General features: G+C 38.6%; 13 protein-coding genes and 1 pseudogene. 13 read left to right on the top strand and 1 reads right to left on the bottom strand.

Features of this window, described 5'->3' with window-relative positions; translation table 11 throughout:
* Nucleotides 1–71 precede the first annotated feature (71 nt).
* From ACM0OY_RS05695 to holA, 13 genes and pseudogenes are all read left to right on the top strand, one after another.
* Nucleotides 72–191: pseudogene (locus ACM0OY_RS05695) on the top strand (ribonucleoside-triphosphate reductase); the annotation flags it as partial.
* A 224-nt stretch (nt 192–415) separates the two neighbouring features.
* Nucleotides 416–2,215, top strand: a complete 1,800-nt coding sequence (locus tag ACM0OY_RS05690; RefSeq protein WP_414567917.1) for a DUF262 domain-containing protein — start codon at nt 416–418, stop codon at nt 2,213–2,215.
* Between the two features lie 878 nt (nt 2,216–3,093).
* Entirely contained in the window at nt 3,094–4,158 is a 1,065-nt protein-coding gene (locus ACM0OY_RS05685; RefSeq protein WP_414567916.1) for a hypothetical protein, read from the top strand.
* A gap of 232 nt (nt 4,159–4,390) precedes the next feature.
* Nucleotides 4,391–4,837 carry a DUF1257 domain-containing protein gene (locus ACM0OY_RS05680; RefSeq protein ID WP_414567915.1) on the top strand — a complete coding sequence of 149 codons (447 nt, stop codon included), beginning with the start codon at nt 4,391–4,393 and terminating at the stop codon, nt 4,835–4,837.
* Between the two features lie 3 nt (nt 4,838–4,840).
* Nucleotides 4,841–5,047 carry a DUF2997 domain-containing protein gene (locus tag ACM0OY_RS05675; RefSeq protein WP_162398240.1) on the top strand — a complete coding sequence of 69 codons (207 nt, stop codon included), beginning with the start codon at nt 4,841–4,843 and terminating at the stop codon, nt 5,045–5,047.
* Nucleotides 5,048–5,092: 45 nt separating this feature from the next.
* Nucleotides 5,093–5,377 (top strand): hypothetical protein, encoded by a 285-nt coding sequence (locus ACM0OY_RS05670; protein ID WP_414567914.1) that lies wholly within the window; start codon nt 5,093–5,095, stop codon nt 5,375–5,377.
* Nucleotides 5,346–6,962, top strand: coding sequence for an AAA family ATPase (locus ACM0OY_RS05665; RefSeq protein WP_414567913.1), 1,617 nt, complete (start codon nt 5,346–5,348; stop codon nt 6,960–6,962). The genes ACM0OY_RS05670 and ACM0OY_RS05665 overlap by 32 nt, the downstream gene beginning before the upstream one ends.
* A gap of 104 nt (nt 6,963–7,066) precedes the next feature.
* On the top strand, nt 7,067–7,618 hold the full coding sequence (locus ACM0OY_RS05660) for a WGR domain-containing protein (protein WP_414567912.1): 552 nt from the start codon (nt 7,067–7,069) through the stop codon (nt 7,616–7,618).
* Between the two features lie 199 nt (nt 7,619–7,817).
* A complete protein-coding gene (dnaN, locus tag ACM0OY_RS05655; protein ID WP_414567911.1) occupies nt 7,818–9,272 on the top strand; it encodes a DNA polymerase III subunit beta in 1,455 nt (484 codons plus the stop codon).
* A 320-nt stretch (nt 9,273–9,592) separates the two neighbouring features.
* Nucleotides 9,593–10,009 carry a XisH family protein gene (locus tag ACM0OY_RS05650; protein WP_179075911.1) on the top strand — a complete coding sequence of 139 codons (417 nt, stop codon included), beginning with the start codon at nt 9,593–9,595 and terminating at the stop codon, nt 10,007–10,009.
* Nucleotides 9,997–10,350 (top strand): XisI protein, encoded by a 354-nt coding sequence (locus tag ACM0OY_RS05645; RefSeq protein WP_179075910.1) that lies wholly within the window; start codon nt 9,997–9,999, stop codon nt 10,348–10,350. Before ACM0OY_RS05650 ends, ACM0OY_RS05645 begins: the two co-directional genes overlap by 13 nt.
* Nucleotides 10,351–10,592: 242 nt before the next feature.
* Nucleotides 10,593–12,080 (top strand): DNA polymerase III subunit gamma/tau, encoded by a 1,488-nt coding sequence (gene dnaX, locus ACM0OY_RS05640; protein WP_414567910.1) that lies wholly within the window; start codon nt 10,593–10,595, stop codon nt 12,078–12,080.
* Nucleotides 12,077–13,063: a DNA polymerase III subunit delta gene (holA, locus tag ACM0OY_RS05635; protein ID WP_414567909.1), complete on the top strand. Its 987-nt coding sequence runs from the start codon at nt 12,077–12,079 to the stop codon at nt 13,061–13,063. Before dnaX ends, holA begins: the two co-directional genes overlap by 4 nt.
* A gap of 182 nt (nt 13,064–13,245) precedes the next feature.
* Here the strand turns inward: holA and ACM0OY_RS05630 are convergent, their stop codons facing one another.
* Entirely contained in the window at nt 13,246–13,470 is a 225-nt protein-coding gene (locus ACM0OY_RS05630; protein ID WP_190633708.1) for a hypothetical protein, read from the bottom strand.
* Nucleotides 13,471–13,579 lie beyond the last annotated feature (109 nt).

Below are 13,579 nucleotides of genomic sequence, written 5' to 3'. Positions count from 1 at the left end.
ATAGCACGTGTGATGCGAAAGTATCACGCACGGTTCTGAAGCCGAGTCACGTTGGCGACAATGTGGCTTAGGGTAATACAGACTGGATAAGCAAACCCAAGAACTTTTCCGGTGCTTATAATTGCACCTCTACCAATCTCGAAGACTGGAGTGCCTTCGGATTAATGATGGCTCTAGCAATGATGGGCTGCCTTCAACTGGCGAAGGACACCAATGACCGATTAGACAAGATAGCTGCCGAAATTTAGTTTCTGTTGCGTCTTTAAGGGCGATCCTTCCTCTCATGGTTGCGATCGCCTATGGTGGGCGGTTACGCTATTGCTGCTGGGCATCGTTCATAAAGGAATAATACGGGCATTTTAATTTTTTAAAATTTTTCGCAATAATACTTATTAGCAAGGAAGGGATAGTAATTATGAGTACAGCAAACATTCAATCATCTCCTGTTCAAAGAGAACTTTCAATAAGAAGCGAAAGTATACAACGGATTTATAATTTTTATGTAAATAATCTATTTTATGCTAATAGAAGATATCAAAGAAAATTGGTTTGGACTATAGAAGAAAAACGAGCATTTATAGACTCAATTTTGCAAGGTTTTCCAGTTCCTATTATCTTATTAGCGGAAACAGAAAAAGAAAAAAAGTCTGTATTTGAAATTATAGATGGAATGCAAAGATTAAATGCTATTACTGCTTTTATTGAAGGAGAATTTGATATTGAAGGTAAATATTTCGATTTGCAAACAATGGTGGAATCAAAATCTAGATTAGATCAAGAAATATTAGTGCAAAAAGAACCTGTTCTTGAAAGAAAATATTGTGAAATAATAGGCAGTTATATTCTTCCACTCTCTGTTTATTCCTTCGATGATAATGATAAAGTTGACGAGATATTTAGAAGAATAAACTCTAACGGTAAACATTTATCAAAACAGGAATTGCGTTCAGCAGGGGCGACTTCTAAATTTGCTAATTTAGTTAGAGTAATTTCAAGCGAAATAAGATCAGACGTATCAGCTTCAGACATTATTCTTCTTAATGAGATGAAAAAAATTAGTATTACCAATAAACAACTTGACTATGGTATTAAAATTGACGATATCTTTTGGGTAAAAAATAAAATTTTAACAAAACAAATGCTGAGGCAATCAGAAGATGAACAAATTGTTGCTAACATTATCGCATATATTACACTACACCCCGATATTTCCAAAAGTAGTGCTTCTGTCTTAGATGAATATTATGGTTTTAAAAATGGTGAAAATCAGGAAAGAATAGAAACTTTATTAGTATTAAAGCAACCCGAATTTATTAAAAAACAGTTTATGATTATTTATAACCATCTTCGTGAAATATTAAAAGAATCTAATAAGAATTTTTGCGATTTAATAAGTTTAAATAATCTCAATTATATGCCGCGCCCTTTTCAAATAATATTTTTAAGTTTTTACGATTTAGTATTTCAGGAACAAATGGAAATAGCTAATTATGATGGATTAGTAAAATCTTTAAAAAATATTAATAATGATATAACTACTACTAGCGGCCCGACATGGAGCTATCAAAATAAAAGGCGTAATATAGACAAGGTTAAAGGAATCATTAGAAAGTTTTTTAAAAAAAGGGATAATAACGATCCGGCTAAAGATTCATGGTTAACAGAATTTGAAACTTTACTCACTCAATCGAAAACAGAACAAACTTTATATGACTTTAAACAAGGTTTTACACAACTAAATCAAAGAGGAGAATTTGATCAAGGAAATTTTAGTAAAATAATTCAAACTTTAACTGCAATGGCAAATCATTCTCCTAATGCAATTGGTTATGTTTGTGTTGGAGTAGCAGATAATGATCAGACAGCACAAAGGATAAAAAAATTATATAATATTAATCCCGTGGATTATAAAAATTTCAAGATAACAGGAATAGAACATGAAGCAAACAGATTACAGGGAAATCTTGATAGTTTTTATCGCTGGATAATTCAACAAATTAAATTAGAACCTATTCCTCAAACAGCTAAAGATACCATAGGTAGAGAAATTAAAATAATTAATTATTATGATAAATGTGTAGTTATCTTTTGCTTAAAAGCTGAAGCTCCCATACCATACGATGGGAAATTTTATCAGCGTACAGGTTCAAATATTGATGAAATTCAACTTGAAGAATATGCAGAGCTTTTTAAGCGTTTCTCTAAAAATATTTAAAGACTACATAATTAGGGATAGATATAGTGCAGCTAAATGAGGGGCAAACTAAACAGTATTTTAGTGATATGCGATCGCCGATATCAATTTTTTAAAATGCTTGCGTGTCAATGATCTGTAAGAATTTTAAAGAATGGCAAAAAGAAACATTTCGGCATTGAACCGAGATGACTATACCGTTGACGCATTCATTAAAGAGGTGGTTTTTGGAAACTTTCGTTGCGGGGTTACCACGAGAGTATACAACATTTCCAGCGTTAAGAAATATGGTTCTTCAGTACTTGTTATGCCAAATTATTAGTTAAATATCAAAACTAGACTTTAAAATCAAGTTTAGAACGCTTAAGTCCCAAGAATGACCTAAAATGTTAAAAACAATGCCTGCTTTTGTGGTGCAGCAATATTTTCAGCTTTTTAACAGATTAATTTAGCATACTAAGTACTGAAGATCCAGAAATATTTCGCCAACGGTATCAGATATTTATGCGTTTAACTCTGTTTCACTCAATTTGAAAAATAACTGGGGTAATTTATGATGCCTAAGTTTTTGTTCGCGGAAATTTTCCGCGAACATCCCTTTTTGTCCAAACTCCAAAAATAGATAATGTCTGATTAAACTTATGACTATTTTAATAAGCGATTAACAATTCTAATAATTTTGTTTATTTTGTATAATAATATTTTTAGATATAAATCTGGATAAACTGCTTTATATCTCAATATCTTTTAAAAAATTAAATCGATTTTATATAGGCTTGTTAAGCAAATGAGTTTTTTAAATAATATTTAAGTCAGCTTTAGTGGCTATAAGTTAAAGCTTTCGCTTTATTTTACTGAATGGGAAAACATTATCATTCCTAGTAAATGTGGTATAAGCAGTGATTACCAATTCAAATGAAACCTTTCTAAAAGACGCTGTTGTTGAAAGATATAATCTCTCTAAGCTGAATAAAACTCGCATCCGTTTCAAGATTCAATTAAAGAAGACAACCAAGAGTAATGCTCCAAAATGGACAGATGTTCTCAAATATTCTCAAGATGAACAAGAATCTGACTTAGTGAAGGTTACAACCTCAGAAGTTGGTTTAAAGGGCATCAAAGTTTTCAAAGCTTTAGACGAAGCAGCAAACCAATTAAGGCAAGAAATTGCTTCAGTCCAAGAATGGATGAATTATGACAATGGTGATTGGATTTGTCCTATAGACTTAGCGCCCTTGGTCTGGAATCAACTAATCGGAATTCGAGATAATATTGCACCTGTTCTACGCACTCAACTGAAAGAAGAGTATGAAAAGGGGTACACAGACTATCAAGAACGTATTGACAAATTTCTCTCACTCAATGCTTGGCAGTTATCTGTAGAACAACAACAAGAAGTTAAACAGAACTTAGCCAAAGCTTTTCCCTGTCTAGAGGAATTAGAGGACTATTTACAAGTAGTAATTGGTCGTCCTGTCATTATTCCCGCCATCAGTGAACAACTGTCAGAGAAACAAGCTGAATGCTTAGGGCAAATAAGTCGGTTTATCGAACAGTATGACAGAAATTTAGAACAAACACTGAGGGAATCAGCGATCGCTGGAGGAGAACAACTAGCAGCCCAGTTGCTCGAAGATTTGAGCAATTGGGAACCAGGACGCAAGCCAGTCAACTTCAAGAAGAAGATGGAACGCCATTTCAAAAAAGTCCAAATGCTTTTGGCTAACGCCAGTTTTGAAGCAGGTAGCAGCCTTGGACAAATGATGGCTCATCTAGAAAATGTTCTCGAAAACGCTTCTGTGGATGCTAAAAAGCTGGATTCACAAGGGCGTTCTCAGTTGCAGGAAAAAATGGATGAAATTTGCTCCAAGCTTCTGGATGAACAACGCCATCTTCAACGATTAGCAAGTGATGAAGGCATGGGATTAACCAGAGCTACAGCGATGTCTCTCAAACTTCGTTAGAAAAAACAATCGAGAACGTGTCTGTATCGTCGTTGATCAAAAACGAGGTGTGGGGGAGCCACTGCGGTGGACGGGTTTCCACAGCAGTAAGCAAGTGGCGTTGTAGAGGAAGACAATACGCCCACACTTCCCAAGCTTGCTAAGGAACTGAGAAGGGAAGGAACTTTTTGCTTCCTTGTCTATCACCACTGTTCGCATTAATTTACTAGTCCACAGTATTTAGAGGTAGGAAATGTCGCACTTTTCAACTGTCACTACAAAACTAACTAACCGTGAATGTTTAGTACAAGCTCTACAAGATTTGCAGTTTACCGTCCAAGTTTATGAAAAACCACAATCCTTGAGAGGTTATTACGACGACTCCCAAGGACAAAGTGCTGAGATTGTTGTCCCTGGTCGTAGTTTAAGTGTCCGTGCAGATATCGGGTTTAAGTGGGATCAGGAGGCAGGGGTGTATCAACTGATCCATGATGCCTATGAAACTGTACCCCGATTAGGAGAAAACTTCTTTTCTCACACCCTAATACAAGCCTACGGCAAGGAGATGGTTCGCGCTAAAGCAGCCCAGTTACAAGAACATCTGGGAGAATGCACCATCACAGAACAAACCAATGGTCAGGTACATACCCTGCGCCTTGCATTTTCAGCACACCAGCAAACTCAACAAGTTCGGAGATAATTTATGGAACGGGCAATATTGATACATTTTGACACTGTTACAGGCGAAGTGAAAATAGAAGCCGAGGGATTTGAGGGATTGTCGTGCCTAGAAGCAACACAACCCTTTGAGGAAGCTTTGGGTGTGGTGCAGGGCGATCGCACTTACAAACCAGAATCTCAACAACAGCTTCGTAGCATCATTACTCATCAACAACGACTGCACCAATAAATATTCGATGGGGGGACGAAGAAAATCCCCCCGCACAATTTTTCTATGAGCGAACTACCTGAAGATTATCCGATGCTGCATATTTATCCCTCAAAAGGAGCGCGGGAACCAGTAATTATCAAAGGAAATGCAGAGGGACTGTGCGCTTTAGTCAATGCCCTAATTTCTGCCATTGCTCATCCAAATTCTTCTGGAGTTGCTGAAGTGTTTAACGGCGATGCCGAAGTTTACGAAGTAGCCGTGCATCTTGTTACCACTCACGAAAAACTTTCTCCCGTACCCGATCAAATTCGCAACAATGAAACTATCAAACCTGATTACCACCATTGACTCTCAAATACCCATCGTGGCAATAGATGTTCTGTCCCCCGAAGAAGCCACTATCATTCAGTGGTTAACTACTGAAGTAATGGACAAACTTAACAGTCCTGTGTACTTCTGGAATTTGGGAGTTTCTGGCTTGGAGCAATGTCTGATTGCTGACGACGGTGGGCTGGTGTTCAAATCAGTCGAGACCTATAAAAAGCCTCCTAATATAGACCCTTTAATATATGTGTTCGAGTACATCAACAATTTCGGCGGTAATGGGGTTTTTATCCTGGGAGATGTTCACCCTTTTGTAGGTAAAAACTCTCTGCAATTGAGTTGGGAAGTCCTCACCAGAGTAAAAAACTTGTACCATCGCCTCAAACCGACTGAAAAGCGAATTGTGTTTTTAGGTCAAAACATTCAACTGCACGAATCCCTGCTGAGGCTAATTCCTTGCTGTGAAGTTCCTTTGCCCAGCATTGAGCAAATTCAAGACCACTTAGAATCATATTTGCTGTACTTGCAAGAATCTGCCAGTGAGCAAGAGGTAACTTTTACTATATCTCTCACAACTGAAGATAAAGAAACCTTGGCAAGAGCAGCATTAGGGCTAACCTTGGAGGAAATTAGCGACTTTCTCCGGCTCACTGTTAAGGAGCGATTAACTTCTAAAGGTATAATAATTGATACTACGGTCATCCCTTTGGTTGTCGAATACAAAACCCGCCTACTGTCTCAGATGGGTATTGAATTGGGTAAATTGGCGACCATACCCTTTGGTGGTTTGGATTTATTGCGGGATTGGTTGCAACGCCGGAGTCGGTTATTTTCCCAAGAAGCGCGATCGCTAAATCTACCCCAACCTAAAGGTGTGTTACTGGCAGGGCCACCAGGGACGGGTAAATCGATAGTAGCAAAGAACATTGCAACCATACTCAATCTTCCACTGCTGCAATTAGACATTGCCTCAATGCTTGGTAGCCTGGTTGGAGAATCTGAGGGCAATGTCCGCCGCGCACTCAAGACTGCTGAAGCGATCGCACCCTGTATCTTGTGGATTGATGAGGTTGAGAAAGCACTTTCAGCTAATGGTGATACCTCTGGAGTCTCACAAAGGATTTTAGGAAATATCCTCACTTTCATGTCTGAGTGTACGGCAGGGGTGTTTGTGGTGGCAACCTGTAATGACCCAACAGCGCTGCCTATTGAGTTCAAGAGGAAAGGGCGGTTTGATGAGAATTTCTTCGTTGACCTGCCTACTGAGTTGGAACGTTGCCAGATTCTCAAGATTCACTTAGAACGGTTTGGTATAGAAGTTCCGCAGGAATATTTAGAGGCGATCGCTGCTAGCACCGACAAGTTTAGTGGTGCTGAGTTGGAAACCCTGGCATCAGAAGCAGCACTACTGGCTTTCGATGAGGCAAGACCTCAGCAGGTCACACTGGCTGATTTAGAAAATTGCCAACAAAACATCACCCCTTTAGCTGTTCAAGATGCTGCTGCTGTTGAGCGGATGCAGTCTTGGTCAAAGATTGCGCGACCAGCTTCCAGTCCTGTGCAGGTGTCTAAGAAAGGTCTTCGTACTTCGAGGTTTCGCACTAATTAGGTATTCCCAAATTAGTAATGATTTGAAGCTTTTGTCAAATGAATATCTGTTGTTGAGATGTTCATTTGACATGGGAATAGTCTACTCTGAATCAGGTCAAAAATATGGAAGTTTACTTAATATTTGTAAATGCGGCTCAGAACAGTAACAAATTCTGGAGTGCAAAAGTTGAGCAAGGTAATCTAACTGTTGAGTGGGGTAGGGTAGGCTACAAATCTCAGCAAAAAGTACACTCTTTTGGTAATTATCAACAAGCAGTTTCTAAATTCCACAATCTCGTGGCTGAGAAGAAAATGAAAGGCTACCGAGAAAGCCAACCTCAAATTGATAGTACTTCTGATTCTCTAGAAATCAAAAGAGCTATCCAATTACTGGAGATATTGCGCCCTTATGTAGCACAAAGACAATTTGCCAATAGAAATTATCTAGAGACATTAAACCAATATTTAAAAATTGTTCCTACACCTTTAGGAATGAAAATAGACCCGTCTCGAATATACCGCGATGTGACAGATGTTGAACATCAACTATCACTGCTGAACTCTTTGTTAGAAACTGATCCTGTGCTGGGTGATAACACTACGGAAGAATCTGCTAATAACAGCAAATTTACCAGTTTAAAAAGCATTGGAAAAAACTTTTGGAGGCATTTGTAGAAATAATTCAGGAGCGGAGCCAGATATTCGCAAAGCTACGATCAGAATAAAGGCTTACCTGAGAGCGGTTAAATGGGATATATCAGTAAAACTCTGTATGTCTCACAGAGTAAAAGCATCTGATTCAAAGCTTCACAGCCTTTATTTTCTGCTATCGCAGTCACCTTTCTAACAATGACGCAACCAGAAATAAATTATCATGACTCAAACAGCATCGAAACAAAGGTTAAAGCCTGCAAATCAGACAAAACAAACAAGTGTAGCTAATCCTAAAGGCGAAAATGAAGTATTAGCAAATATCCCAGAAATATCTACAGGTAAAAAGAAAAAACCTACATCTCCTGATGCTGATACTTCAACTGAGCCTATCTCAAATAAGCGTAATAATAAACGTTCTGCCAAATCAGAGTTAAACTCTCAACCACTTATAAAATCAGGAATGGAGGTAATCTGCTCACAAACTAAATTTCACGATGCACTCTCTTTAGTTAGTTGTGCTACCCCAGCTAAACCTACCCATCCTATTCTTGCTAATGCTCTAATCATTGCAGATATCGAAACACAACAGATACATTTAACTGTTACTGATTTAGCATTAACAATTCAGGCAAGTTTTGAAGCTCAAGTTTTGCTCAAGGGTGAAATTACTGTGCCAGTAGAAATGCTATTTGAGATAGTTAAGCATTGCCCTAATGGTAATATTACCCTCAGTAGTCAGACTCAGATTATACAGCTTATTGATGAGGAGAAGCAAACAAAAATCTGCTCTCTGGGTTTATCTGATGCTGATGGAAAATATGAAATTAGAGGCATTAGTGCTGAAGAATTTCCACCTAGTTCTACAATTGATGCTACTTCCATCCCTCTGCCAACAAAAGTTTTCAAAGATGGTTTGAAAGGTGTAATTTATGCTGTCAGCACTGATGAAAATAAATATATCTTGACCGGAGTTCATATCCAACTTGCACAGGAGAAGTTAAAGTTTATTGGTACTGATGGGCATCGAGTCGCAACCACTGAACTTTCAACTCAAGGAATTGGTAGAAAACCCCGCAAACAAGTAGAATCTGAAGAGATAATCCAATTTACTATTCCCGGTCGAGTCCTCAAGGAACTAGCGCGTAACTTGGATGATTCTGTCGAATTCATTAATCTGTTGTATGATGCCCAAAGTAATCGCTTGGGTTTTGCTTGGCAAGATATTATCCTCAGATGTCAATGTTTGGAAGGAACTTACCCTGACTGCGAACAGCTATTGGCAAGATTTAGCTTTGACCGAGAAGTAATCCTAGAAAAAGCATTCTTAGTCAAAGCACTCGAACGGTTAGCTGTGTTAACAGATAAAAAAGAGAAAGGTATTTATTTACAATTTGATGGAAGTTTGCAGCAGTTACGATTATCAATTGAACGGGAGTTTGGCAAAGGTGATCAGGTTATTGCTGCTCATCTACCATCAGAAATGTCATTGAATATCCAGTTTAACCTCAAGTATTTAGTAGAAGCAGCCAAGGCAATTCCTAGTTCCGCTATCAAAATGCACTTGCAACAATCAGATCATCCTGCCATGTTGGTTCCTTATGGAGATAGACCAAATCCAGAACTGCAAATGGAAATGCGTCAATTCTTATTGCCACTGTACACTCTAAATGCTTAATAAATGTTAATCGAAAACTTGAAGTTTTGTAGGGTGTTTTGGATACGAGTGCTGTTTATTTTAGACAGGGATTTGAGGAATTCTGGACAAAACTGACAATATGAACGAAAATCCTCGATTTTGACAAATAGAAACTGTGCATTTTGGCGGTAGATATCCAACTATTTGCCGCCAAAATGCCACATTTATCCAGTTTTATCAAGAAAAAAGGAAGCAAAGCAGGGTGCAAGAAGGAAAGATAGAAAAGTATGTTTTAGAATCTAATTGTTACCCAATATGGTAAACACTTTACAATCAGAGTATTACTCAATAGTTCCACCATGCCAGCAAAAGACATATACCATAATGAAGTCAAGAACGCATTGATAAAAGACGGTTGGACTATCACAGATGATCCTTACTTTATCAAATATGAGGATGCTGAACTCTACGCCGACCTAGCAGCAGAAAAACCAATCGCCGCAGAACGCCAAGGACAGAAGATTGTTGTAGAAATCAAGAGCTTTGTGGGCAAATCTCTGATGTATGATTTTCATAATGCGCTGGGACAATACATAGTCTATCGGAAACTCATTCAACTTACAGAGCCAGAATATAAGCTTTATTTAGCTGTTGATGATGTTGTCTACGAGAACTTTTTTCAACGTAAATCTGTACAAGCAGTCATCAATGAAAATAACCTGTTATTAATAGTTGTAAATACACAAAAGGAGGAAATTCGGCAATGGATAAGCTAGAGCAATACCGCAATGCTATCAAGAAAATATTAAGTGATTATTACGAAACTACTAATGCTCAAGTTATAAAAGATGCGGAAGTTGAAGTAAGCGATCGCTTGGCTTTTGATGAAACAAGAGATCAATATCTTTGGTTTCGATTTGGCTGGGATGACAAAAAGCAGATACAGTATATTATCATCTATCTCTGCATTAAAAACGGCAAAGTTTGGGTGGAAGAAGATGCAACTAATTTATGCGTTGTTGATGATTTACTATCAGCCGGAATACCCCAAGCCGATATTGTTTTGGGTTTTCATCATCCCAGTAAACGAGGTTTAACAGAATTCGCTACTGCTTAAGGAGGCAGATAAAAAAGAGAAGTTTAGCGTTTTATGAGCCAAGGATATGAATTCTAAAATGGCTATAGCTCGCTTGTAAATTCCATAAACTTCTCCACCTGTTTCAACTTTTAAATAATTAGGTGTACTCAACTTCTGGTATTGGTAAATCTTACTGGAATTGAGCAAATCAGCCTACTTTGGAGTCAAAATTACACCCCCTTAACAGGGGTAAGGGCGACAAATTAAGGTTAATGAATCCTATGTCTACAGTCGCCCTACATCAAAAATATCGACCCCAGACAATAGCCGAATTAGTTGGACAGCCCTACATCAAAACTGCTCTGACTAATGCTGTCAAATACCTGCAAATTGCACCAGCTTATTTATTTACAGGTTCTAGAGGCACAGGTAAAACTTCAACTGCTCGGATATTTGCTAAATCCCTCAACTGCCTCAACAGTAAAAAACCAACTGACCAACCTTGTGGTATTTGTCAATCCTGCCGTTCAATTGAAACCAGTAATAGCCTAGATGTTAGTGAAATTGATGCTGCTTCTAATAATGGTGTAGATGATGCCCGTGCTTTAATTGAGCGCAGTACCTTAGCACCTGTTGCAGGACGTTACCGAATTTTTATTCTCGATGAGTGCCATTGTCTAACTGGTAACGCCTTCAATGCTTTACTTAAGTGTATTGAAGAACCGCCATCTCATGTTGTTTTCATTCTCTGCACAACAGAACTGCACAAGGTGTTACCTACCATTGTCAGCCGTTGTCAGGTGTTTAATTTCCGCACTTTGTCTGTTCAGGCAATTGTGCAGCACCTCGGTATTGTAGCAGATGCAGAATCTATCTCTATTGATGATGAGGCACTAACAGCGATCGCACGCCTGGGCGATGGTGGATTGCGGGATGCACTGCAATTACTGGGTCAGGTGAGTCTTTTAGATGAAGATATCACTGCCAATCATGTGATGGAAATCGCTGGTGGTGTGACAGAAACAGAATTAATGTCCATTTTACAGGCAATATCCACTAACAACACCTTTAACTTGCTGCAAGTAGCAAGAGTTCTAGTAGACTCTGGTAAAACGCCCAAATTGATTCTCTCCAACTTACTGCAAACATACCGAGATTTACTGATTATCAAGTCTGCACCCAAAGAGCAATCCTTGCTGACTGGTTGTGTTAGCTATGCTCAACTCAAGGTTTTAGCAAATCACTGGAATTTCGAGACGCTTAACTTGTCTCTAACAGAGTTACAAAAAGCAGAAAACTATCTGCGGTACACAGTAAATGCTGCTGTGTGGCTAGAAGTTTGCTTACTGAACCTGATGCCCAGTTTATTTCCTGTCAGTGCAACCAAGACGCTAACTACTAAACCTGTAAATGACGGCAAGTTGCTACCAACAGTTGGAGTATACACCACAAATAAGGTGACAGCTAAACCTGTAGATGACAAATTGTTACCAGCAGTTGCAGCCCAAACTACTAACCTGGCTCAAATTTGGCAGCAGGTGATGGATACAGCTAAACCCAGCAATCAAAAGCTGTTGGCTCATGCTCATCTCGTTAAATTGCAAGGTGACAAGGCAATTTTAGAGGTTACACCAGCTTACCTCAAGAAGTTTGAGAGTAGTAAAGAGGCGATCGCTAAAATGCTGCAACGAGCTACCCAAAGTCAACAACCAATGACTGTGTTAATTAAAACTGCCAACAAGAGCAGTAATGGGAGGGTAAAAGCATGATTGTCTTGCTGACAGGTGACGACCAACACGCTATTCAGGAACAGCTAAACCAATACAAAGCAGAGATTGATTCCCAATGGCTCACACTTTGCTATCACCGATTTCCAGCCGATCAGCTTGACCGAGCTATCAGCGTAGCTCGCACTCGTTCCCTGACTGGTGGTAAAAAACTGGTGATTGTGGAAAATTGCCACCTCAAGCAGTGGGGTGATACTGAGTTGTCAACTTTGCAGCAGCTTATTCAAGTGCCTGAATTCACAATTTTGCTGTTTGTCGCCACCAATGTAGATAAGCGCCTGAAGATTTACAAACATCTTGTCAAGTATGCCAAGTTATTTGAGTTTCCATTGATACCACCTTGGCGTACTGATTTGATTGAGAAGGCGATCAGTACTCAGGCTAAAAAAATCAAGCTGGTGCTGTCAAAGGATGCAGTGGAATATCTAGCAGAAGCAATTGGTAACGATATGACTCGTGCAGCCACAGAGTTACGCAAACTGTATATCTATGGTAATAATGGCAGACAACTGGAGCTTGCAGAAGTAAAAGAGTTAGTGCCATGTCAGACTCAGAATAGCCTACAACTGGCATCTGCTATTCGCCAAGGAGAAAGCAATCAAGTTTTGCACCTGCTGGATGATTTACTGTCACGCTCGGAACCATTAATGGTGATTGTTGCTACTCTCCTAACGCAGTTTAGAACTTGGCTGTGGGTTAAATCTGCGATCATTTCTGGGATTAAAAAAGATAGTGAATTAGCTCAACTGTGCAGTATCAGCAATCCTAATCGCATTTACTATTTGCGTCAGGAGGTGGCAAATACAAGCATCAATGCTTTAGCTAAAGCAGTGACTATGGTGCTGGATTTGGAGATGTCTATTAAGAGAGGTGCTGATAGCGGAGCGGTAGCGAGTCATCGAGCGTCAAGTAAGGATTTACTGCTAATAATTCTTAGTGTTAGCAGGTTATTTAAGTTAACTTAATCAACATAAAGTTGACTGAGAGTTTTGGATTTTGGATTGTATATTTGATTTAAATCTAAAATCCAAATTCACTAATAATGATATTAGTATCTAACATAATTTTCATAAGTTACGTTTCTCATTTTAGGAATAGGACGTGCTGGCTCTCTTGAGAATATTGGTATCAAGTAAGTATTTCAAGCTCATAGTTCAATTTCTCTGACCACACTGCGCTCTCGTAAATCAGCGAAATCATCATCAGTAAAGATAATCCCCTCGCTTTGGATTACGCTTCTAAATTTTTGTAATCCCTCCCAAAAATTATCCCCTCTAGATTCCTCCTTTTTTTTACGGAGAAACTCAAACAAATAGTCCAGTTCTTCTGTACGCAAACTTTCAATAGAATTAATAATTTCTTGTAAAGTCATCATAGAACCTCCTAATCAAGTAAACTCTACCTTTACTAACTCTATTTTAATCTCTAAATCCAAAGCCTCAGCCTCTTACATGATATTTTTCCTATCACTCTGTTTCTAG

The organism is Nostoc sp. CCY 9925 (assembly GCF_963920935.1).
GTDB lineage: Bacteria > Cyanobacteriota > Cyanobacteriia > Cyanobacteriales > Nostocaceae > Nostoc.
This window is presented reverse-complemented; position numbering and strand designations above follow the sequence as displayed.